The organism is Microvirga sp. VF16 (assembly GCF_016864375.1).
Classification (GTDB): Bacteria; Pseudomonadota; Alphaproteobacteria; order Rhizobiales; family Beijerinckiaceae; genus Microvirga.
In genome coordinates this window covers 194,104-215,507 of sequence record NZ_CP069356.1, presented here as the reverse complement: position 1 = coordinate 215,507, position 21,404 = coordinate 194,104, and the positions used below count along the sequence as shown (strand labels likewise).

The window sequence follows — 21,404 nt, the reverse complement described above, 5'->3', positions numbered from 1 at the left end:
CGAAATCCGGGGCGCTTAGCCATCAGAGCTTCGAAGTAACGGATATCCTTCGCAGGTTTTCGTCAGAGATAACAACGTTGACCAAACCCTTCGAGCGCTCAAGAGGAAGATGCAGCGAGTAGGGGGTTTTCCGTGAAATGAAAGCACGGAAATTCTATGAAAAGCCATCTGAGCGAAAGATCCGCGAGAGAGCGGAAGCGGTCCGCCGGGCGCGCAAGCTCGCACGCAAGCAGGCAATCCGGGAAGGTTTGATCGCGGCGCCAAAACGCCCTGCCCGCCACGGGCGCGGACCCACGGGGCTCGCTCGTCCTGGTGCACCCGCACCAAAGCCGTCGCTGTAGCCGAATCTTTGGTTTTGCTTTGCAGGGACCCGGGAGCCTGGGATCATGCGCAGTGGCCTGCCGGCTCGGAGAGTGAGCGGACCTGCCGAGCCAGCCGTAATGATCCATATGCAGAGTATTTAAGGCCAGGCTCGGTACATTATCATCGTTCCCTACTGAAATCGATGAGTTTTGCGGAACCTATTTCACAGTTCTCCCTTGCCTCCATAAGGCTCGCTTTCTCGGATCGGACCCACAGTCGGCAGATTGTCAGTCCCAAATCTCCGGTTCAACGGAACCAGAAGGTACTTACCTGCGAGATTCGACCGAGCCGTCACCGACCGCAAAGGTGCCTTTTGCTCGTGCATTGCGGCCTGCACGAGCCAACACGGAAGGCACGCCATGCAAGTCCATCGGTTTGCGGTCGGAGAGATTGTCCTATGCGCTGAGAAGCGCCATCCCCATTTCACCTGGAAGGCTCCTTACACGGTCCTCGCCTGCATCCAGTCCGAGGCCGCCGAGCCGCAGTATCAGATCGCGTCCGGTCATCGGCACGAGATCCGTATGGCTGGCGAGCACGAACTCTGCCGAACACCGCAGCCGCTGTCAGCCTTCCGACAATCCCGTGAGCAGCTTCTTGATGCCCTATCCTGTCTGGAGCCGGCCAACCTGAACCTGACGCCTGGTTTTGATGATGCCTTAGTGCCCCGGCCCCAGCATCCAGACATCGGAGGCCATCATGTCTAGGCTCGTTCCAGTCCCGCCTGAACACCAGAGGATCTGGTTCTCGACCCTAAGCTTGGCCGCTGCCCTGTCGTTTCTCATGTTCATTGTGCTGTTCATGAGGTGAGCAGAGATGCGCCCCACTCGGAAACCAGGCATTTGCCTTGAAAGGCGCTGCTGATGCCGGCTCACGTTTATCGATGCGGACAGTACGTCACATTCGTCGACAAGCGGCTCCTCGGCCCGAGTTGGAGTGGCGATTTCCTCATCGTCAGGCATCTGCTGTCCGGAGATGAGGAACCCCGCTATGAGGTCAAGAACGCGTGCGAGGTGTACAGCCGCGTCGCGTATGAGTATCAACTGGCCACTTCGTTCACAATTTTCAGATGACCGACGAGCAACCGGAGCACATCATGCCTGACACAAAGAAGCTCGCACGCTTCCTGGTTTTGCCGTCATCGGATGGCAGCGACCCCGAACTCGTGATCGAGTTGGAGGATGGTTTCAGGCTCGCCCTGACAGCAAGCGTCGAACAGATTGAAGACATGGCGGACGTTCTGGACGGGATCCTAGATGTTGCCGCGCCCGAAGAGGAAGGCGATCTGGATCGACTGCCGGCATTTGTGCCACGGGACAGCTCCGCGGGTTGATGCGAGCTGATGGATGCACTTGGTCGAATCTGCAGCATCACGGATGGACGACGGACTGGTGATGCCTTCCGTTCCACTGTCCAGATACACCTGAGCTCAAGCTCACGCCAGCACTACGCCATCAAGGACGGCACCAAAGTGGCAGCTGGCTGCGGCCAGCACAAACGCGTGCCAAATAGCGTTCTGGAAGCGCAGGCTTTCCCATAGATGGAAGACGACGCCGATTGTGTAGAGAACACCGCCGGCGAAAAGAAGCCCGAGCGTCGAGGTCGGCAGAGTACCGAGGACGGACTCATAAGCTATGATACCGCTCCAGCCTATAAGGAGATAAAGAACGATCGAGAGGCGCTCGAAGCGGCCCGGGAAAGCAAGCTTCAAAGTGACTCCCACAACAGACGTTACCCACACACCAATTATGAGGGCGATTGCCTCGAATCCTGCTTTCATCTGCGTGAAGAACGGTGTGTAGGTTCCTGCAATGAGGAGATAAATGGCAGAGTGATCAAACCGACGTAGGATCCATTTCACTGGAGTGACAGGCCACAGGTTGTAGAGAGCCGAGGTAACAAGGACCGTCAGCAGACCGCCGCCATAGATGAGGATAGACGCCAGCTTCCACGGAGCGGCTGTCTGAGCAGCGATCACCAACAAGGCGATAACGCAGGAAAGCCCGAGCAGAACTTCCAGTCCGTGGATAATCCCATCCGCCAGAATCTCCTCCGGATCATAATCCCACTTCATTGATTGTTGCTCTCACGTTGCGTGAACTTACCTCAGGGCTCGGGAGTACACGCGTGCATAACAATGAGTTTTCCAGGAAGACTTAGCTCAGCGCCCTCTTGATCGCACGACGGGTCATCTGCCGCGCAACCGTCCGGGATGCAGCTTAACTTGTCGCAGCGTCTCCGGTGTCGGAATATCCGTTCTGGCTTTCTATGGATTCGATCTTGGCATCCACTAGGTCGGCCAAGGCGCTGTCCGAGGTGAGAGCCCGCAAATCCATCGACGCCTGTTTGAGCTCCGTTAAAGTCGCTCCATCCAGCAACATTCGCTTTGCAATGTGCAATGCTTCTGCGTAAAACATCCTTGAAACCTTTGATCCTCGTGTGAACTGGCATTTGACGCTCTGAATGAGACCTTCGGACGTCCTGCCTGGGATCATTTGAGGGCGCGCGAATGTTCTCTGGATCCCATTTCCAAGGTTTAACCTCGGTGAGGAGACGAGAAGCGAGATGATCCTCTGAACACCGTGATATCTCTTGTGCACATTTGGCCGACTTGGGAGCTGCGCACTTGTCTTCGATATTCCGTCTATGAGGATGCGCCGGCTTTCGTGGATCCTAGGTCGGTGAGCAGGATCATGCCATCCGGTCCATGCTCGATCCATTGGCAATGACCGGCATAATCAAGGCCTAGGTCAAACGCTTCACCCCGCTGTCTCAAGCTGAGGATCCACCAGTGCCGAAGCTTTTGGATGGGTACGCCCTTCCCTTGGGCCTTGCCCAGCCCTCGTGCAAGATGGCGTACGATATGAAGAGCTATGCTCTCGGTAGGGTCAGTGCTCATGATATGCGACCAGTGCGGGTTTGCAGGGATCGACTCTGCATGAGGTCTTCAGGTGCATAGCCCAGAAGTTCGGCAAGGCGAAGGCGAGCCTGGTTGACCCGGCTCTTGATCGTTCCAACGGGTATCCCGCAAGCCGTCGCGGCCTCTTCATATGAAAGCCCATGAGCTCCAACGAGAAGCAGCGCCTCACGCTGGTCGGGAGCAAGTTTCGGTAACGCATTCTGCAGGTCTTGAAGATTGAGCCCGTCCATTTGCCCTGGAGCTATGGCTAGCTGCGCGGCATAGGCTCCATCCGTATCGGCGACCTCATGACTACGCCTGCGGTGGTCGGTATAGAAGCCATTCCGCAGGATCGTGCAGAGCCACGCATTCAGGTTCGTGCCCGGCTGGAAGAGAGCCCGCTTGCTCAAGGCCCGAAGCATGGCGTCTTGCACGAGATCGTCGGCGCGGTCCGGACTTCCGGTCAAGGAAATCGCGAAGGCGCGCAAGTTGGGTCGAGCCTCCACGATCCCATTCTGAAACTCTGATAGCTCCGCCTCTCCCCTAAGAGCTAGGTGGCGGTCGATTTTGGCCGCCAAGGTCCTAAGCGGCTCTGGCAAAGGCCAAGGGCCCATCGCTTCATCAGCCAAACGCAGATGCTGCCCCAAGTGATCCTGGATGTCCCGCCCTATTGCCGGCCGATAGCCTGGCAACGCAAGGGCGATCTGCGATGTGGAAGAAGAATTGCTGGGCATGCTGCACTCCGCGACAGACGGCGGGAGCGCTCGATGTCTCTCAGCCGCTGGCGCCTAGGGCCATATGCCAGCGGTACTAACAAAGGTGGGGTTGGTCAGCGCTACCAACAAGGGGAAGCGTGGTCGAAATCGAAACCCCGGCCGACAGACTCGAGAATGTCCGTGCGTGACAGAGACACCATGGCCCGCCTATGTGGCACGAGCCTGGACTTCAGATCATTCGCGATCAGAGTTTTGATCTGGCGAGGGAATATCCCGGTCGCCGTAGCCGCGCCGCCCATTGAGTTTCACCTTTGGCAGCGGTGCGGGACGATCTTCGAGCATCCTGACGGCTTTCCAAACCGAGTTCACAACTCTCTGAGTGAGGCTGAGATGGCTCTTGCCCATGACAGGTTCGTCTCCTTCTGTCTAACTGCACGATGGCAGTCGCTTCACCCCAGCTAGTCGGTTGCCTTTCGGTCGAGGACTTGAGAGAACGCGACTGTCAGCAGCTGTTGATTGGCTCTGTCCATGATCTCGACGCACCAGCTTCGCCGGTCCTCGCCAATCTGATCACCATCCGTGATCATGTCGCGCGCCTTGGCAATGGCGGCCTCTCGCGCCGCCTGTAGGTCAGGATACTTGTCTCCTTCAGGATCGTCGACCACGCCGTCTTCGGTCCGGATGTTGAAGGAGTACAAAGCCGTTTCCGCCCTTTGCTCGGGAGCCTGCGGCGGCTCGTGGGAAGGGTAACCTGAGCGAGGCGCAGCGCCCTTATCATCCCACCGCTTGAGATCGTCGCGCTGGCTCGAGTGCTTTGGAGCTTTGCTCATATTGAAGGGATTAAGACGAGCAGCAGGCTTTTTAATGTCGGACGGCGTGACTGCTGTTCTCTCTATCTCCTGCCGATGGGCCGCCACTACTTAGACCATGAGGGCGGATATCAGCATCCGATGCAGATGTCCTTTGAAATCTCCCGCATTCTGCGATCCCGGGCGCGTTCCATGGCTTCGGCTTTTTGCCGGGCCTTGGATGCCAGCACTGCCGATTCCTCGGCCGTATACGATTGCGAGAGGGAAGCTTTTAGACTTCGCGCCTCAGGCGCGGCCTTGTCCTGGGCCATGGCGCCCGAAGACAATACCGACAAGGCAAGCAAGGCCGTAAATATCGTAACTCGCATGGGAGCGCTCCTCAAGGAGCGTATCGGCGGCTCCAAGCCTGGATATAGGGGCGGCGACCTGGATCCCCAGTCCTTCGGACGGCAATGTGAGCTAATTTTAAGAAGCCCCCCAATTAGCCATTATCCTGGCCGAGGGTTCATCCTGAACTCTGGTCGAGGGAAAACCTTTCATGCGCGTTTCTGCAACTCCCCTTGTCGCCACGCTCTGCCTAGCCAGCGTGGCTCACGCCCAGAGCACTCCGCCCGCATCCGGCGCGCCTCAGTTCATCACGATTGGCAGCAATGCCATCCTGAGTTCGCGGCTCATCGGCCTGAACGTTCAAACCGCTAGTGGTGAGGGCATGGGCAAGATCGAAGACATCGTCTTCGAGGGCGGTGCGATCACAGGGGTCGTGTTGTCGGTCGGGGAGATCCTAGGAAGTGGCCCACGATACGTAGCCGTGGACCCTTCCGCGATCTCGATCCGGTACGTGGAAGGCGATCACAAGTGGCAGGCGACCATGAATGCCAATCTCGATCAGCTCAGATCAGCGCCAGAGTTCCGCTACGAAGGCAAGTGGGAACGATAACGTTTTCCGGCGTGACATTTGCAGGCGTCTTCCAAGGAGGTCGAAGCAAACACCTGGTGCCTAGAAGCCTACTAAATCATTCACTGGAGCGGGATTTGTGCAATGTTCATCATTGAGTTCTTTCGGCTTCGGAAAACAAACGGTGCGCATGCCATCTTGGACCGTGTGGAACATGACACCCCCGAACTGGAAGACGCCAAGGTCAGGGCTCAATCGCTGTTCGAGACCTTGAACATGCCGCAAAAGCCCGATGCCGTGCGGATCATGGATCAGAACGGCGATGAGGTATTTTTCTGGAGCCCGAAGCACCACAGAACCTGAGAGGGGGCCCTCAGCGGGCACTGAGGCTTGGAATGCGGAACTGCTTCATCGGATATCCTGTTCTGCTCGAAAGCGTCTTACGGGAGAACAGCGATGGACAAAGTCCACTATGAAGTTGTGGAGCACGATGGCGGGTGGGCCTACAAAGTCGGGGACGTCTTCTCGGGGCGTTATGCCAGCCATGATGAAGCCCGGGAGGCTGCTGAGCGAGCTGCTGCCGAACAGAGGCTGCCTGGCGCCACAGAAGACATTGAGTATCAGGATAAGGCGGGCGACTGGCACGAGGAAGTCTCTCAGGGGAAGGACCGACCAGAGACAGATGTCACCGGTTAAGCGGCTCGAAGCATTTCTGAACTTGGTTGCTTGAGGCCCGAGGGCATTATTCCCCGTCCAAACCTGTCGCAGAACTGGGATGGAAACCATGAGCGGGAGCCGCCTATCGACCCTTTGCGAGGCGCTGGCAGATCCACAGCTGGGCTGTCTCCAGATCAGCATATATCGGGTGATCCGGTCTTCCCAGGCGCCCGAACCCTGCCTCGAGGAACCATTGCCCCGGAGCAACCTCGTTCTTCGCCGTGAGATGGGTCAGAACCGCCACAAGCGGTTCTGTCGCAAACTCGCTTTTTACTTGGCAATATTGATGAATCCGCACAGGCCGGATCCCGCAAAATCAACGGGTTGGCGGTTCGTCCGCGACGACGAAATGGCGCGAAGTATGCCTATACTTCGATTTTGCGACAGAACCTGTCTGGCTCGTCCGCTCCGCCATCAGGCATCCTCACTGTCATGTCGCTCGGGACGACAGCCCATGCCGGACCTGAATCCACTTCTCCTGCGCAGCAATCCACGTGTTTTCGCGACCGGTCGCCTGATCAAGGGCCTCTACTACTCCGAGACCCCGCAAGGGCTTAACGCCGTGGCGGCGTTCTACATGGTCTGTGACCGGCGTCTCGAACGGAAGCCGTTCCTAATGATGGATTTTCGCTCCAGCCAGTTCTTCCTTGACGGTAATCGGGATGGCTGCGTCGACGCGACCGGGACATGGCCACGGCCGGAGATTGATCCAGCGGATTTTCTCCCCTTCGTTGATGGAGCAGAAGAATTTTGTAGCGGGGACCTCATCAGCTAACACCCGCTCAACGATTTGGGTGCCATTTTACAAAGGCACTTAACGGAAATTCCACGAGCGTGGGCTTACCTTGAGTGGGTCGCATAGGGCAGCAGGCGCTCATACACATCGCGGACCCTGCCGTAGCATTCACAGGCCGCGTCCTCGAGGCGGCTTGGGTCGGTGACGATGATGCCGCCCCTGCCCTGCTTGATCAGCCCTCTGGACTGGAGCTTCCCCATGACACTGCTCACGGTCGAGCGCTGAACGCCGAGCCGTTCGGCCAGGAACTCGTGGGTGATCGGCAATGCATCGTGATCGATGCGGGAGTGGAGCATCAGGACAAAGCGGCAGCACCGGGCTTCCACGCTGTGCAGGGCGTTACAAGCCACCGACTGCAGAATGCGCGCCATGGTGGCTTCCGTGAAATGTCGCAGCACGCGCTGGAGGTTCGGGCGGGCAGTGATCGCCGCGGTCATCGTGTCCAGGTCGATCCGAGACGCCGTGCCGGGGAATTGGACCACATAGCACCCGAAGGCTTTGCGGCTAACACTCGCATTGACGAGGCCAGAGACCCCTTCCCGGCCACAGAGCGACATCTCCGCCGAGCTCCCGTCCGCCATGACGGCCAGAAGCGAGATCACCGTGTCGTGCGGGAAGTAGGCGTGCCGCATGGTGTCGCCCGTCTCGCAGAGGACCTGCCTCTGGTGCAGGTGGACGAACTCCAGGTGCGGCTCGAGGTCGGCAAAGTCCTCTGGCTCCAGAGCGGCCAACAACCGGTTGGCGCGATGATCCTTAGCGGATTGTACTTTTATCATTGCCTAAGAGTATAGTCCTGTATTCAACTCGGATCATCCCACTCGGAACACGTGATTCACCACCTGTCGATACGGAAGAGACAGAACAGCAAGATCAATCGTTCTGAGTTCAACTGAGGTTATGGCAATCAAATCATGCCAGTGCAGATACTGGCTCAGCCGATGATCGGCTACACTTTCAAAGGTGTCACGCTGACGCAGGCAAGTCTCGCAAAAAGCATGGGGCTGTCCAGAGGGCCTATGCGATGGCACTCAACCCCGCTCGATCTTTTGGCTCCTGTGCGGGCAATCAGAGTGGGGATGTCACATTAACGGCGAAGACTGCCCTGTACTCGTCAAGGAAAAATCTCGCGCCGAGGGAAATCAACGGCTTGGGCTGTGCAAAAACTAGCCTCGTCGGGCAGCCCAACGGCTATACTCAGTTAATGTGACATCGCACTGTTAAGGGCAACTGACTCAGGAGCCGTCCAATGCCAAGCTGACGATGAGCTGGGATGAGAACGGGCCGGTATTGCAGACGGCCGAGGTTGAGAATCCATTGGTGGATCGGCGTTGGAGCGCTCCAGTCGGAAAGCTAACGGAGGATGAAAGGCAAGAGGTGTTGTCGGCAGCCCAGAGGTACCGTCAACTCAACACATCTATTTGCTCTTTCCGCTGTTCAGTCCGGAGCGGGCCACGCATTTTCAATAGCTTAGGCCGCCCTAGAACAGCCGAGAACGCTGAAAAGCGGCCTTTGCAGCCACGACCATTAGCTTGCGCTGCATTCTCAATATCAGCCCGGCCGGACTGCATCGGCGTATCGGTGTGATCTTGGGTTCTCGTGAAGAGGCAGAACGCATCGCCCGCTATCACCGTGAGAACGCGCAGGGACAGCCAAGTCCAGCCGGAGGAACTTTCCGAGGAGCTTGTTAGGTGAACAAAGTCGCGCACGTCATAGTCGTAGATGTCGGTGGGACGCATGTGCGAGCCATCCGGGCGGACGCGTCTGGCACGATCCTGTGCAATGCGTCCGCGCCGGCGGAGCGTCTTCGGATAGAAGATCCCATTGAGGTCCTCGTTGAACTTATTGAGCGCGTTCGCCACGCGATCGACAGCCAAGTTAATGGCGTCGTCATAGGCATCCCGGGCATCCTCGATCCCCGGCGACGTAGCGTGGTGAATACTCCCAATATCCCGACCTTGAACGGGCTACCTGTCGCCGACCTGCTCGAGGGCGCCCTCGGCGTCCCTGTTCTTCTCGACCACGACGCGACCCTGCAGACCCGCGGCGAGGCCGCTCGTGGAAGTGCAGCAGGAAGAAACCTGGTTCTCGGTGTCTATTTCGGAACCGGTGTCGGGGCCGCATTCCTCGACCATGGTCAGCTCATGGGCGGGATCTACCGCATGCAGCTCGGTCACGTACCATTGCGGGGCGAAGGCAGGATCGGCACAGGCGGCGCCGTTGACTGCGTCGAAGCCTACGCTTCGGGAGCGGTTCTACAGTCGCTCGCGCGGAAATATGGACTTCCCGTCAACCAGCTTTTTGCCGTTTCGTCCGCCGGCAATCTCAGCTCAGAACTCGATACGTTCCTGTGCGACCAGGCGCTGGCGATTGCAATGGCAGTGACTCTCACCGATCCGGAGGTTGTCGTTATAGGTGGCGGTGTGATCGACATGGAGGGCTATCCGTTCAACTCCCTGGTCCAAGCCGTCCAATCCTGTCTCTCGCCGGTCCTGGGCAACGATCGTGTTGTCCTGACCCGGGCTGAACTTGGATCAGCCGCGGCGACGTGGGGTGCGCTGAGCCTCCTAACGAACGCCGAGGGGCAGATGCGGGTAGAGATTGCTGAGCGCCGTCTGACCTGCGCTAGCGCAGCAAAAATCGAGTGCGAATGATGCCGCGGTCGAAGTCACCGGGTTCCGCGGGTGGGCTCTATGCTCACGTGGACGGCGTTTTGGCACCCGACCTGCGATCCGCAATGTCGCCCGACGACTTCACGAAGTGCCGGCCACTTCCCGATGTCTACCCCGAATCTGTGACGAAGCCCTGCCGAGATCATCCAGAATCGAGGGCCGGTATCGAGACTGTTAGCGTAGCCAAACTTCCACGTCATGTGTTAGTCTGTTTCGATCCCGTCAACCACCACGTTGCGTCAGGCGTTCTGGAAGAGAGCGAAATGGGCGAAGCGGCAGGAGGGGCTTGTCACTTTAACCACCTTTGAACGCAATGAGACCTGATTAGCGGCGTAGTTGGTTCAAGCGGCGGCGCCGACCACAACTTTCCATTCCGCCATCGCGGTGAGGCGATGCAGATGCGTGGCAAGGGCGGAGCGGCGGGAACGGGGTGGAACGAAGAGGTTGCGGACGGCTGAGAAGATCGTGGTGAACCTCTGCAGGCTTCCCGGTGATCGAAAGCCCTGCATGATCCGCTCTCGTTGGCGCAAGGGCAGATGCGAATTCTCTGCTCGGTTGTTAAGCCCTTTGTGCGACCGGTGTTCGACGGCTGGCATGACCTGACGCCGGGCAGCGGTGTAGGAGCCCAGTTTATCGGTAATCATTCGCCGCGGCGGGCAGCCCTGTTTCTTCAAGAGGCGGGTCAGCAAGCGCTTGGCGGCCTTGGTGTCGCGGCGGCTCTGGACGATCTCATCGAGGACGTAGCCATCCTGGTCCACGGCGCGCCACAGCCAGTGCTTCTTGCCAGCGATGGTGACCATGACCTCATCGAGATGCCAGATATCGCGGCGGCTTGGTGTCTTACGCTTCAGGCGGCGGGCGTAATCGGGTCCGAACTTCAGCGCCCAGCGACGAACAGTCTCGTAGGAGACGACAATACCGCGCTCCAGCAGCATTTCCTCAACCAGCCGGAGGCTCAAGGGAAAACGGAAGTACAACCAGACGGCATGGGCAATGATCTGGGATGGGAACCGATGGCGCTTGTAGCTGACGGGGCTGCTCATGTTGCGGCTCTTACGCCACAAGCCCCGGACCAAAAGTTACCGTGACATCGCCAATGTGACCCCAGCGGCCGAGTTCAACTGCTTCGTGGATCCGGAGGCGGCTGAGCGAGTGTTGAGTTCCGGAGCGCCAGTCGTGATGATGCCGCTGGATGTCACCCACAAGGCTCACGTGACGGCTGATCGGATCGAACGCTTCCGCACAATGCGGAACAAGGTCGGCCCGATCTTCGCGGAACTCCTCACCTACGCTAAGCAGTTTGACTGGCAGAAGTACGGAACTGACCGCGCCCCGATGCACGATCCGACAACAGTTGTCTGGTTGCTGCGACCCGAGTTGTTCTCGGGTCTCCATGTGAATGTCGAGGTCGAGACGACCTCTCCTCTGACAACTGGGATGACAGTGATCGATTGGTGGGGCGTCACCAACCGGCAAAAGAACGCTTACGTCGTCCGTGATGTTGATGCCGAAGGGCTTTACGATCTGATTTTCGAGAGCTTCCGCCGTCTGCCCTGATGACGCAGGATCAGGACATTTTAACTTTGCGGCTACATGGTTTGTGGCTGATAACAAACATTTTGACAAGAAGTCTGGGGCCGCATGAGTTGCCTGGGTTAGCCGCGCCCGACTTCCTGGCAGCCGATCGGTTTCGCACCTTCACCCCGCCGTTGGTCGTAGAGGTCTGCACTGGTCCCTTTCGCCCACCAGATGTAAGGGCCTGCCGCATATCGGGCTCCGGATCCGGACAGCACACCGGCAAACACCAGCGCTTCCCCGGAAACGGGGACAACGGCAAGAGCGTTGGAGCCCGCATTGATGTACTCGACCCTGATCTGCGGCAGGCCCTCGCACGCATACGTCACGACATTCCGCGCAACTGACGAGGCTTGTGGTAGACGGATCACAACATCCGCCGCAACGCCAATCGTGGGAAGCGAACACAGCAGCACTGTCAGGCAGCTTCTGTTCATGGCTCGTGCTCCTGCGATAGCAAGTTCAGATCCGCCCGGCGGCCCCGGTCAGCTCAGCCCCGGCACCAACGCAACAGTCGCAAGGATGCACGCTACCGCAGCGGCGTCTCCGCTGACTTCGTCAGCTGGCGCAGGGCTGCTGTATCCAGTTCACTGATGACGGTCAGGTCTTTGCTGCGCTGGGGTCTCACAGCTGGCTTTTGAGGACCCGGGGCGGTGATCCCGACAGTCGCAATCTGCGGATGGCGAGGCTGCTTCTCCAGCAGCTTTGCTGAGGCTGCTTTGTCCTTCTGGGCCGTGCCGGTCCTCTCCCCGATCGATCCTGTCCTGGACGCGTCATGGTTGGCGTCGCTGAGTCGGAGGTTCGTACCCTTGATATCGGGCCTGACCGGAGGAAGATCCGTCAGGATTTGTTCACGTCCTTGAGAAAGCCGATTGATTTCTCGCCGAGCGGTTGCAAGCTCTCCACGGAGCTGCACCATTTCGGACAGTGAGACTTGAGCCTTCATCTGCTCGGCAACAAGCTGGGTCTGAGCTGCCTGCAGGCTTGTGGTCTGATCACGAAGCTGGTGTTCGACCGCAGCCGACGTGTGCCTCACGATGGCATAGGAGCCCCATCCTGCGGCAGCTGACAGGCTGAGCGCCACAAGAAGACAGCGGTGTACGTTGGACAGGCGTGGTACAAAGTCTTGGACCATAGACAACTCCCCGCATACGCAAGTCGATCGAAATCCAGCGCTACTTATTCGGGCCCGCGGTTTGGGCGACAAAGAGGCTGAAGCCGACCGGCTCAGGTCGTCGGCCGCCAGGATGCAGGTGTTTTTGTTGTCTTGGTTAATGTCTTGTCAAAGCAGAGGGGCAGCCTGACTTTCCGACACCGGTGCCTAAGACAGAGCCAGACGTAGAGCCTGATCTGCTCCCGCCTGAGCCTTCTGGCCATCTGGAGATGAGATCCCCAAAGTGGGTTAGTGAAGCCTCGTGAGACCTGAGCAGGAGGCCATGCAAGATGTCAGATCCGCAACAGCCAGATGTTCCCTCTCCGCCGCCTGACCCACCGGCACCTGGCCCAGAGCCTGTTCTGCCACCCGTTGAAGTCCCGAACCCGGGCGAGCCGACGGGCGTGCCGCCGACAACGCCTCATGAGGTGCCAACCAGGACGCCGTCATTTCCGCAGCCCCGGGTCTGAGCGAGGCCGCATTCCGCCCCCATCAACCAGCACGGTTGGAGCTACCACTCTTTGAGATCAGACAGTTGAGCAGTTGCAAGCCTGACGGCGTGCTTCGATTTCAGCGTCAATCAGAGCAAGTGTGGCGCGGGCATCTTGGCGAAAGGCTTCCTTCAATCGCTCAGGCTCTCTGTCCCATCCACGTACGCCGTCTTGCAGAGCATAAAAGGCCTTGGCGATACATTCGATTTCATCGTCCATGAGAATCTCCCAGGGGCGTCATCTCGCAGCACACTGGGATGATCGATCAGGTATGGTTAATCCCTTCTTAATCGCCCGCATCCATGAGCTTGGTACCCTCCTGTAGCCGATCCGCCCAAGGTCAAACGATGTCGTGGATCGTGCCGCTTTCCGAGGGTTAATCCCCGTGCACTGCCAGGATCATCCCCTTGATTTCCACTTCATTCAGGGAAGCGGTCTAAAATCAGGTTCGGATATCCCTTTGACCGGAGGGGATCATGTCACACGAGCGGAAAACCCAGTGGACGCATCGGCTCGAGCACCTGCATGCCCTGCGGGAGCGCTTTCTGGCAGCCCGCCGCTACGATCGGGCCTACGAGACCTACCTTACCATTCAACACGCATACGACCTCTGGGCGGATGAGATGTTCCATTCGCGTGGGTAGCTCTTTGGCAGACCTTGCCTCCACTTCCATCGATTGTGTCTGGATGGAATTCCGGTGAACGTTGCCCTCAAGACAAAGCAACGCGTCGAGCCGGTCGTGTCGTGCGGTGAGCGCAGCTCAAATCTTGTCTGGCACGGCTTCCGGATGATGGTCTGCTCAATCATTGGACTCGCTGGCCGTCTTCCAACGAGCCGCATCGATGCGGGCCGAAACATTGGCGCGCAATGGTCGAGTCGAACATCTATACCAAGTGAGCAGGTTCGCTCCGCGCCGCGAGGGCCTCGGAGAACACCGCAAACACACCCGCCCGGCTTAAGTGCCGAACCGCGAGGGCTGCGCTTCCGACCTTGATCCCATGAGAGGGATTGCAAACCCGGACAAAGAGCCGTATTCTATATTTAGTAGGCGATATGCTTACGAGGCCCGATATGTTGCGGCATGTCACGGATGAAGAGATTGAGCAGCGCGTGAAGGCCCTCCGACGGGAGCTTGGTCTTCAGAACCAGAGCTGCCTCGACATGATGACCGTGTTGCAGAGGCTGACAACCAGCTTTCGGCACTTCAATTATCAGCAGGTATCAGACGCCGAGATACCCGATGCAGAAGCTCGGTGGGACGCTCGAAAGGGCCTCCTGCGGATGCTTGAGAGTGTGGTGGGTGCCATGCAGAGGGGTGAGCCAAGAGCCCGAATGGCCATCGCCAATGAGATTGGGCACTTCGCCATGCGGCACTCGGGTGCTCGCAACAGGAGCACGACCCAAACGACTGCTGGAAGATCTTTGCTAGAGGCCAAGAAAGAGGAGAGTGAGGCTAGACGATTTGCTGCGATGTTCTTGGCTCCCAACTATCTTCTCAGTTCGACTGATACGGTTGAGGATATTGTGGACCGTTTTGGACTGAGCTTTGAGGCGGCTATGATCCGCAAGGGCGAGTTCGATGCGTTCCAGCGACGGGCCTCCGGGCACCGGCGCGAGCTACCATCCGTCGTGGTCGATTACCTGAAGGAAGCTCAGAGCCGAGGTGTGAAGCTGCGGACAGAGTTGAATTAGCGACCTCTGACGTTGGCGAATAAATTGATGCGGGATCATCTCCAAACCCGGATCGATTCCCTGTCGCTTGGTGAGCATATCAGGACATTTTAACTTTGCGGCGACACACGCGATTTCGTTGAAAGGATTTTGACAAGAAGTCTGTAACCGGTGCTGTGGCAAGGTCCTCTTGATTAGGAGGATCTTATGCAGACCAATCGTCGGCTGGCCCAGCTCTGGCTCGATGCCTTGGCGACGGAACTCGGGGCCTCTTCTGGCACCATTGCCACCTACACCGACGACCTCAACTGTTATCTTACCTGGCTCGAGGAAAACAGCCTCGGCCTGGACGAGGTCGGCCTGGAGCAGATCCGGGACTACGTCGCCGCTCTCGATGAGCGCGACTACGCGGGCTCGACCATCGCCCGCAGGATCACGGTGGCGCGCGGCTTGCACAGGTTCCTGATCGCCGAGGAGCTCGGCTCGCGCGATCCCACCGCCCATCTGGCGGCTATGAAGCGGTCGCGCAAGCTGCCCTTCGTCCTCTCCATTGCCGAGACCGAAGCGCTCCTGGAGACGGCCCACAAGCTTGCGGCGGATCCCTCGGTGGGTCTCTACCGGCAGGCCGGCTATGCCCGGCGAGCTGCCCTGTTCGAGACGCTCTATGCCTCCGGCATGCGCATCAGCGAAGCCCTGTCCCTGCCATCCGACGCTGCGCCTGCGGGCACCTGCATGCTGCTGGTGCGCGGCAAGGGCGACAAGCAGCGCCTCGTGCCGCTGCATGAGCGGGCGATCGCGGCCCTTGCCCTCTGGCAACGGCTGGCGGGGGCCTATTCCGGTGGAGCGCCCTCCCCCTGGCTGTTCCATTCGGTGCGCAATGGCGCCAGGGCGCTCACGCGCCAGGCGGCCCTGCTCGAAATCAAGGAGGCGGCGGTGGCCGCAGGGCTCTCCAGCCCCGAGCGAGTGTCGCCGCATGTGCTGCGGCATGCCTTTGCCACCCACATGCATTCCGGCGGCACGGACCTGCGTGTGCTGCAGGAGCTGCTCGGCCATGCCGGCATCGAGACCACCCAGATCTACACCCATCTCGATCCCTCCCGCCTCCACCACATGGTCCGCGACCTCCACCCGATGAATGAAAGGCAGGAGCAGGACGAGGCCCTATTCCGCTTGTGAACACAGCTGCATCAGTAAAGTCCGGACGCTGGCGTGTGGTAGAATAGGTCTCGGACTATCAATCCAGGAGGTGCGTGATGATCCGAGCCTCATGTCATACAGCTGATAATGCCTTGGACCTCGAGTTCGACGCAACGCCATGGTTTGTCGAGGCTGACCGGCAAAGCCTTTTGCACTTGGCCAGGCAGGGCTGGTCCAGCACGTGGGTTGCCGACGCTCTCGAGACACATCCTGGCTATGAGGGTCTGCATCAGCTGGTCTGCTATGCCGCTACCCGGCTTCGGGACGAGTCGCTTGAGGATCCTACCTGGGATGCGCTGGACTGCAGTGTCAACCAGTCTGATGCGATGCTCTGGCTGGCTAAGAACAGGCCAGAGATTGCTTCAGTGATCCAAGACCAACACAGGCACTAATGATTTTCACGAAAGTCCTGTGACGGAGAGGCCTGCATGCTGAAAGAAGCGGACGATCATTTCAGGTCGGCGCTACAGGCAGGAGAACTCGCGGCGCGCCAGACGATGCAGGTCGGCGGTTGATTGAGGCAGTGCGTTCTCCATAGCCCGTTTAACAAGCGCATTGCACTGTTCCTCCGGATTGAGCTCGGGTGCATAAGCCGGCAGGTAAGCCACCGCATACTCCTGCGCATGCGCTGAGACGAAGTCCATTGTCGCTCGTGAGCGGTGCGCGTTGAGATGATCCCAGACCACCAGCAGGGGTGTGCCGATCTTTCGGCGGAAATACTGCAGGGCCAGGATCACGGTTTCACTCGAGACGCTGGTGCGGAAGTGGCGGGCATAAAGCCGCCCGTCGGGCGTGATCGCCACGATGCTCGAGACCTCGCGCCGCTTGCTCACCCGCCGCAGCACCGGGGTCAGTCCGCGCCGCGCCCAGGTCGTGCCGGGCCGGGCGCGGAAGCTGTGCCCGGTCTCGTCCCAGAGGACAAGCGTGCGGCGCTCCCGCTGTGCCTTCTTTTCAAAGCAACCCATTCGCGCTTGGGCCAGACCGCAATCACGAGTTCGTCGCGCTCCTTGGCCTTTGTGGCGGGACGCTGCACGCTAAATCCATGCGCCTTCAGCGGCCGCTCCAGATAGTGCGGGATGATAGTGCACCCCGAACTCGCGCTCGATCAGGGCCGCAATGCGCTTCAGCGTCCAGCGCTCGCTGGCAAAGCCGGCCGCCACTGCACCCCGGTCCAGGAACCGGCCCAGCCGGCCCCAGGCTTTCTCATCGAGCCGCGGTGGTCGTCCTGTGATTGGCCGGGCCTCCAATCCGCGTCGCCCCTCTTGGGCGAGCGTGGCGGCCCAGCGCGAAACACTGGCGCGGCTGACACCCAGCTGCCGAGCAATCTCTGCCTGGGAGAACCGTCCCTGCCGCAACAGTGCCGCTGCCGCCAGGCGGCGCTCCTCCATTTGCTCCGGCGTTAGATGCGCCGGACGCCAAACGTTGCCATCCATCGCGCACCTCCTCACGAGGACCGACACCGCCCTATGTTACACCCGTTTCGTGAAGATCATTAGTGATGCGCCGCAGGTCGACAGGTCTATATGGCTCTCCGGCTGAGTAGCCTGTGAAGCAAGTGGGTTTGTCTACGTGTTGCCCGTTCCCGAACTGCAGGTAAGTCAAAAATCCTGGGAGAAGGGGTGAGTAGGGATGAAGCCTCATGGCGCGGAGATCAGACACATCGACCAGGCTGATGCTGGGAGTATGAGATCTTATGGCTACGAATGATGACTTGACGGTCCCTCCGGGTGCTGACAGCCTTTTGAAAGGGCGACGCCACAACGCAGAACTCCGCCACCATGATCAAGTCCGAACTGGTCCAGAAGCTCGCTGAGCACGATCCGCATTTGTCCCGTCATGATTTCGAGAAGGTCGTGGATGCCATCCTTCGTGCCATTCGAGAGGGGCTTGCCCGAGGTGACCGGGTTGAGCTGCGTGGCTTTGGAACGTTTGCTTTGCGCAAGCACGCGGCCCGGATCGGCTGCAACCCGCGCACCAAAGATCCGGTCAGTGTGTCAGAGAAAGTGGTTCCTGCCTTCAAGGCTGCCAAGGAGATGCATCAGCGCCTCAATCCCACATCGCTCCGGCAGCAGAACAGAAAAGCAGCAAGGGCATCGAAGGCTGACATTGTTCGTTACGTCGATGCGTAGGCCACTGTCGCTTTCGTCGTCACACCAGCGAGCGCGAGCCATGACGACGGGATAGTCGGTCGGCAGCTAGCAACGCGGACTTCGACCGGCCTGACCTCCCTAACAACGCCCGGCACCTTCAGGTGGATAGGAAAGCCGAGTTCGTCGCAACGTTCTCCAAGGACGGTTACGAGAGCCAAGACATCATGGTTCAACCCCGCGTGGCCGGTAGCGGCGCAGCAGGATTTGCTGGCAACGTCCTGATCGGCGGCCTGGTTGGTATGGGTGTCGACGCTGCAACTGGGGCGACTCTGGAGTACTATCCAAATCCGGTATCCGCGAGCATCGCTCCGCTGGTTGTCTCGGCAAAATACCGCGGACGCAAGCGCACTGCCCCTCGTGGGCCGGTGAAGGAAGATGTCTCGCCGACCTCATGATTGTCAGATGGACGAATGCACAACCCCGCCTCAAAGCCGGGGTTTTTGTTTGTCGGCCGTCATTCCCGTCTTTGACCTTCCTCCTACAGCGTTTGCGGTCGCCGGCCAGCCCAGCAGCACCCAACCTCAGGAATGACCGCGCCAAGCGTCTCTACCTCTTCGTGCCACTACCGCAGCCGTCCATATCGGCGATAAAATAGGAGCGAGATTTGGCTAGGGTGCCGGAATGAACCGTCTGCTGATAGTGTTGGCCGTTTCAGGGTGGGCACTCTTTGGATTATCTGTCTTGGGCCCCGGCTTCTCAGGGGCTGGTACGGAGGCCAGGATCGTTCACTTGACCCAAGTGGTTCAGAAGGCTGAGGCCGATCGCGACGCACTTGCTGCGGAGCTAGGCCCTCTCAAAGAGGCCCATCATGATCTTCAGCACGTGGAAAAGCGCATCGCGTCCACGTCCGAGGAACTGAAGCATCTTGAGTATCTTCGAACTCGGGTCAGCGGCGAGATCGACACGATGCGCCCTTAGCCTCGCGGCCAAACACGCAGCTTCCGCTTCAGAGATTGAGCACAAGCCCGCTATGGCGGATCAAATGACAGATCAGGGCTGCAGCCGGAACGCTTGATTGGCAACCTGCGTTGGCGCAGCAGGGCCGTTGGGCGAGAGGTGCATGCAGACGCTTCCGGATACACATTGCCTGATATCGCGCGCACCACGTTCATCCGCGGACAAGATCGTTGCCCCGGTGCGGATCGGCACCGCCGCCTGGAGCATCCCGAAGGAGCATACCGCCCCCTTCCCCGCGGCGGGATCCCACCTGGAGCGCTATGCCGCCGTTCTCAATGCAGTAGAGATCAACTCTTCGTTTTACCGCCCGCACCGGACAGCCATCTACGAGCGCTGGGCCGCATCGGTGCCGGAGGACTTCCGCTTTGCCGTAAAAGTCCCGAAGGCGATTACCCATGAGCGCCGGCTGATGGATGCCGACGACCTGCTGGACCGGTTCCTGGCGGAGGCGGGAGGCCTCGGGCCCAAGCTCGGCCCGCTGCTCGTCCAACTGCCTCCGAGCCTGAGCTTCCAGGCCGGCGTCGCTGACATTTTCCTCGGTGAGTTGAGGGGCCGGATCCAAGGCAGCATCGTCTGCGAGCCCCGCCATGCCTCCTGGTTCACCCCGGAGGTCGAGACCCTGCTCGACGGGCTTCGGATCGCCCGCGTCGCGGCCGACCCGGCTCCAGTCGCAGGCGCTGACGAGCCGGGCGGCTGGCGCGGTCTGTCATACTACCGGCTGCACGGGTCCCCTCGGATCTACTACTCGGCCTACAGTCCTGAGTATCTGGCAGCCATCGCCGAGGTGCTCGCCCGGAATGCCGCAACGGGCGCCGAAACGTGGTGCATCTTCGACAACACGGCGGCGTTTGCCGCGACGGGGGACGCGCTCACCACCCGAAGCCTGGCGATCGCCGCCGACTGTCCTCAGTCGCAACAGGACTGAGCCTGCTGCATCTCGCGACGGCTGACCCACCGCTCAGGGGTTCCGAGACGGTTTGAGCCGCGCATGGTCCGGTGAAACAACTGGCCCCTTTCATAGACGGCCCGTACAGACGCGTGTGCGGCCGCACAGTCATCCGGCGGCCGCTGCACTATCCCACATCCTGCACGTGGTCATGCAGGAGGGTGCCATGCAGGACGACAGAGAACGGTTTTCGTTAGCAGCAGCGATCACAGCCGTCCTCACGTTGGGCTGCACCATCGGTGTTCTCTACCTGCCGCTCTTCCTGCGCTGAGCGGCTGCTTGGATATGGTTCTCGCTTTGCCCTTGCTCTATCCGGTCGGCATCGTCACCGTCATATCCGTTCGACCCATCCGTCTCTGCAATTCATTACAGTCTCGCGCCCGAAGGCCCTGGAGATGCTCCAGGCTGTCTTGAAGCTCGCCCCATATCGAATCAACGGAGCACGACCAGCCCAGGTCCTCGCAAGCGCCGGGAGAGCGTCCTGATCCCTAGACGTCGATCCCATCAGCGCTCAGAAGGAGCATATGGCAGCAGGCGTTCAAGAATGTCGCGAACCCTTCCATAGCACTCACACGCCTCCGCTTCGAGGCCAACGGGGTCCGTGACTATGATGCCTCCCTTAGCCTGTTTGATCAGCCCTTTCGCTTGCAGCTTGGACATCACTGCACTGACAGTGGTGCGCTGCACTCCGAGCCGTTCGGCAAGAAACTCGTGCGTCAAGGCAAGCGTATCCTGGTTGATGCGGTAATAAATTGTGAGAATGAAGCGGCAACTGCGGGCCTCGACGCTGTGGAGTGCGTTGCACGCGACCGACTGCAGAACCCGCGCCATGGTCGCTTCTGCAAAGTGTCGTACCATCGCCTGAATCCTTGGACGCTCACGCATCAACCGGAACATCTTGTCGAGACTGATCCGGGAGGCTGAACCGGCCATTTGGGCGATGTAGCGCCCGAACGACTGGTTCGCGACTGCCGCGGCCAGGAGACCTGCGACCCCCTCGGGTCCGTAGACTGACATCTCGGCTGAACTGCAGTCGTGCATCACAGCCACAAGCGAGATCACCATATCATGCGGAAAGTAGGCAAATCGGATCGTGCCGCCGGTCTCGTAGAGAACCTGCCTGCGTTGCAGGTGCACGAGTTCCAGGTGCGGCTCAAGAGAGGCGAAGTCCTCTGGCTCAAGCGCAGCCAGGAGCCGATTAGCGCGGTGACTACTATCTGCTCGCATTTACGACACTCAAGAAACGCGTTTGTCGACGTGCCCCTCGAGCCAACTAACTTCTTTTCGAGGCGGAAGGTCCTTCCGGCGACGGAAGCCTCTACTTAAGGGTAGAATGCGCTTTGAGGGGCTCCAAAGGGATCTGCCGCAACAATGTGTTTCATTGTTTCAAAAGCCATGATCT

At 59.4% G+C, this 21,404-nt stretch carries 28 protein-coding genes and 1 pseudogene; 16 read left to right on the top strand and 13 right to left on the bottom strand.

Annotation, left to right across the window (positions count from 1 at the left end; translation table 11 throughout):
- Nucleotides 1–109: 109 nt before the first annotated feature.
- The 3 genes and pseudogenes from rpsU (at nt 110) to JO965_RS33225 (ending at nt 1,693) form a co-directional block, all read left to right on the top strand.
- Nucleotides 110–341 (top strand): annotated as a pseudogene (rpsU, locus tag JO965_RS33235) (30S ribosomal protein S21).
- 381 nt (nt 342–722) lie between these two features.
- Nucleotides 723–1,067 carry a hypothetical protein gene (locus JO965_RS33230; RefSeq protein WP_203446290.1) on the top strand — a complete coding sequence of 115 codons (345 nt, stop codon included), beginning with the start codon at nt 723–725 and terminating at the stop codon, nt 1,065–1,067.
- A gap of 389 nt (nt 1,068–1,456) precedes the next feature.
- Nucleotides 1,457–1,693 (top strand): hypothetical protein, encoded by a 237-nt coding sequence (locus JO965_RS33225; protein WP_203446289.1) that lies wholly within the window; start codon nt 1,457–1,459, stop codon nt 1,691–1,693.
- 102 nt (nt 1,694–1,795) lie between these two features.
- On the opposite strand, the gene JO965_RS33220 is transcribed toward JO965_RS33225, so the two are convergent.
- The 5 genes from JO965_RS33220 to JO965_RS33200 form a co-directional block, all read right to left on the bottom strand.
- Nucleotides 1,796–2,434 carry a hemolysin III family protein gene (locus tag JO965_RS33220; RefSeq protein ID WP_203446288.1) on the bottom strand — a complete coding sequence of 213 codons (639 nt, stop codon included), beginning with the start codon at nt 2,432–2,434 and terminating at the stop codon, nt 1,796–1,798.
- 145 nt (nt 2,435–2,579) lie between these two features.
- On the bottom strand, nt 2,580–2,777 hold the full coding sequence (locus tag JO965_RS33215; protein ID WP_203446287.1) for a hypothetical protein: 198 nt from the start codon (nt 2,775–2,777) through the stop codon (nt 2,580–2,582).
- Nucleotides 2,778–3,255: 478 nt separating this feature from the next.
- Nucleotides 3,256–3,993, bottom strand: coding sequence for a sigma-70 family RNA polymerase sigma factor (locus JO965_RS33210; protein ID WP_203446286.1), 738 nt, complete (start codon nt 3,991–3,993; stop codon nt 3,256–3,258).
- A 216-nt stretch (nt 3,994–4,209) separates the two neighbouring features.
- On the bottom strand, nt 4,210–4,380 hold the full coding sequence (locus JO965_RS33205) for a hypothetical protein (RefSeq protein ID WP_203446285.1): 171 nt from the start codon (nt 4,378–4,380) through the stop codon (nt 4,210–4,212).
- 53 nt (nt 4,381–4,433) lie between these two features.
- Nucleotides 4,434–4,805, bottom strand: a complete 372-nt coding sequence (locus JO965_RS33200) for a hypothetical protein (RefSeq protein ID WP_203446284.1) — start codon at nt 4,803–4,805, stop codon at nt 4,434–4,436.
- A 517-nt stretch (nt 4,806–5,322) separates the two neighbouring features.
- Here JO965_RS33200 and JO965_RS33195 point away from each other — a divergent pair.
- The 4 genes from JO965_RS33195 to JO965_RS33180 all read left to right on the top strand — a co-directional run bounded on the left by JO965_RS33195 (nt 5,323) and on the right by JO965_RS33180 (nt 7,171).
- Nucleotides 5,323–5,721, top strand: coding sequence for a PRC-barrel domain-containing protein (locus JO965_RS33195; protein WP_203446283.1), 399 nt, complete (start codon nt 5,323–5,325; stop codon nt 5,719–5,721).
- Nucleotides 5,722–5,877: 156 nt separating this feature from the next.
- On the top strand, nt 5,878–6,042 hold the full coding sequence (locus JO965_RS33190; protein ID WP_246777161.1) for a hypothetical protein: 165 nt from the start codon (nt 5,878–5,880) through the stop codon (nt 6,040–6,042).
- A 93-nt stretch (nt 6,043–6,135) separates the two neighbouring features.
- Complete coding sequence (locus JO965_RS33185; protein WP_203446281.1) at nt 6,136–6,375, top strand: DUF2188 domain-containing protein; 240 nt, start codon at nt 6,136–6,138, stop codon at nt 6,373–6,375.
- Between the two features lie 475 nt (nt 6,376–6,850).
- Nucleotides 6,851–7,171, top strand: coding sequence for a hypothetical protein (locus JO965_RS33180; protein ID WP_203446280.1), 321 nt, complete (start codon nt 6,851–6,853; stop codon nt 7,169–7,171).
- A 65-nt stretch (nt 7,172–7,236) separates the two neighbouring features.
- Here JO965_RS33180 and JO965_RS33175 read toward each other — a convergent pair whose 3' ends face one another.
- Nucleotides 7,237–7,968, bottom strand: a complete 732-nt coding sequence (locus JO965_RS33175) for a Crp/Fnr family transcriptional regulator (RefSeq protein WP_203446279.1) — start codon at nt 7,966–7,968, stop codon at nt 7,237–7,239.
- A gap of 912 nt (nt 7,969–8,880) precedes the next feature.
- Between JO965_RS33175 and JO965_RS33170 the strand changes: the two genes are divergently transcribed.
- Nucleotides 8,881–9,843, top strand: coding sequence for an ROK family protein (locus tag JO965_RS33170; protein ID WP_203446278.1), 963 nt, complete (start codon nt 8,881–8,883; stop codon nt 9,841–9,843).
- A 359-nt stretch (nt 9,844–10,202) separates the two neighbouring features.
- Here the strand turns inward: JO965_RS33170 and JO965_RS33165 are convergent, their stop codons facing one another.
- Nucleotides 10,203–10,904 carry an IS6 family transposase gene (locus tag JO965_RS33165; RefSeq protein ID WP_203446277.1) on the bottom strand — a complete coding sequence of 234 codons (702 nt, stop codon included), beginning with the start codon at nt 10,902–10,904 and terminating at the stop codon, nt 10,203–10,205.
- Here JO965_RS33165 and JO965_RS33160 point away from each other — a divergent pair.
- Nucleotides 10,903–11,418, top strand: coding sequence for a nucleoside hydrolase (locus JO965_RS33160; RefSeq protein ID WP_203446276.1), 516 nt, complete (start codon nt 10,903–10,905; stop codon nt 11,416–11,418). The genes JO965_RS33165 and JO965_RS33160 overlap by 2 nt on opposite strands.
- Before the next feature lie 98 nt (nt 11,419–11,516).
- Here JO965_RS33160 and JO965_RS33155 read toward each other — a convergent pair whose 3' ends face one another.
- From JO965_RS33155 to JO965_RS33145, 3 genes are all read right to left on the bottom strand, one after another.
- Nucleotides 11,517–11,873: an MliC family protein gene (locus JO965_RS33155; protein WP_203446275.1), complete on the bottom strand. Its 357-nt coding sequence runs from the start codon at nt 11,871–11,873 to the stop codon at nt 11,517–11,519.
- Nucleotides 11,874–11,965: 92 nt separating this feature from the next.
- On the bottom strand, nt 11,966–12,571 hold the full coding sequence (locus JO965_RS33150; protein WP_203446274.1) for a hypothetical protein: 606 nt from the start codon (nt 12,569–12,571) through the stop codon (nt 11,966–11,968).
- A 545-nt stretch (nt 12,572–13,116) separates the two neighbouring features.
- On the bottom strand, nt 13,117–13,299 hold the full coding sequence (locus tag JO965_RS33145) for a hypothetical protein (protein ID WP_203446273.1): 183 nt from the start codon (nt 13,297–13,299) through the stop codon (nt 13,117–13,119).
- Nucleotides 13,300–13,556: 257 nt separating this feature from the next.
- On the opposite strand from JO965_RS33145, the gene JO965_RS33140 reads away from it, so the two are divergent.
- From JO965_RS33140 to JO965_RS33130, 3 genes are all read left to right on the top strand, one after another.
- Nucleotides 13,557–13,724, top strand: a complete 168-nt coding sequence (locus tag JO965_RS33140) for a hypothetical protein (protein WP_203446272.1) — start codon at nt 13,557–13,559, stop codon at nt 13,722–13,724.
- Between the two features lie 428 nt (nt 13,725–14,152).
- Nucleotides 14,153–14,773, top strand: a complete 621-nt coding sequence (locus JO965_RS33135; protein ID WP_203446271.1) for an ImmA/IrrE family metallo-endopeptidase — start codon at nt 14,153–14,155, stop codon at nt 14,771–14,773.
- 186 nt (nt 14,774–14,959) lie between these two features.
- On the top strand, nt 14,960–15,928 hold the full coding sequence (locus tag JO965_RS33130; protein ID WP_203446270.1) for a tyrosine recombinase: 969 nt from the start codon (nt 14,960–14,962) through the stop codon (nt 15,926–15,928).
- A gap of 485 nt (nt 15,929–16,413) precedes the next feature.
- Here JO965_RS33130 and JO965_RS33125 read toward each other — a convergent pair whose 3' ends face one another.
- Both JO965_RS33125 and JO965_RS33120 read right to left on the bottom strand, forming a co-directional pair.
- Complete coding sequence (locus tag JO965_RS33125; protein WP_203446269.1) at nt 16,414–16,914, bottom strand: transposase; 501 nt, start codon at nt 16,912–16,914, stop codon at nt 16,414–16,416.
- A 69-nt stretch (nt 16,915–16,983) separates the two neighbouring features.
- Complete coding sequence (locus JO965_RS33120) at nt 16,984–17,382, bottom strand: helix-turn-helix domain-containing protein (protein WP_203446268.1); 399 nt, start codon at nt 17,380–17,382, stop codon at nt 16,984–16,986.
- A gap of 345 nt (nt 17,383–17,727) precedes the next feature.
- On the opposite strand from JO965_RS33120, the gene JO965_RS33115 reads away from it, so the two are divergent.
- The 4 genes from JO965_RS33115 (at nt 17,728) to JO965_RS33100 (ending at nt 19,981) form a co-directional block, all read left to right on the top strand.
- A complete protein-coding gene (locus JO965_RS33115) occupies nt 17,728–18,078 on the top strand; it encodes an HU family DNA-binding protein (protein WP_203446267.1) in 351 nt (116 codons plus the stop codon).
- A gap of 122 nt (nt 18,079–18,200) precedes the next feature.
- Nucleotides 18,201–18,494: a hypothetical protein gene (locus tag JO965_RS33110; RefSeq protein ID WP_371826982.1), complete on the top strand. Its 294-nt coding sequence runs from the start codon at nt 18,201–18,203 to the stop codon at nt 18,492–18,494.
- 334 nt (nt 18,495–18,828) lie between these two features.
- Entirely contained in the window at nt 18,829–19,017 is a 189-nt protein-coding gene (locus JO965_RS33105; RefSeq protein ID WP_203446266.1) for a hypothetical protein, read from the top strand.
- A 142-nt stretch (nt 19,018–19,159) separates the two neighbouring features.
- Nucleotides 19,160–19,981 carry a DUF72 domain-containing protein gene (locus JO965_RS33100; RefSeq protein WP_203446265.1) on the top strand — a complete coding sequence of 274 codons (822 nt, stop codon included), beginning with the start codon at nt 19,160–19,162 and terminating at the stop codon, nt 19,979–19,981.
- A 525-nt stretch (nt 19,982–20,506) separates the two neighbouring features.
- Here JO965_RS33100 and JO965_RS33095 read toward each other — a convergent pair.
- On the bottom strand, nt 20,507–21,229 hold the full coding sequence (locus JO965_RS33095) for a Crp/Fnr family transcriptional regulator (RefSeq protein WP_203446264.1): 723 nt from the start codon (nt 21,227–21,229) through the stop codon (nt 20,507–20,509).
- Between the last annotated feature and the right edge of the window lie 175 nt (nt 21,230–21,404).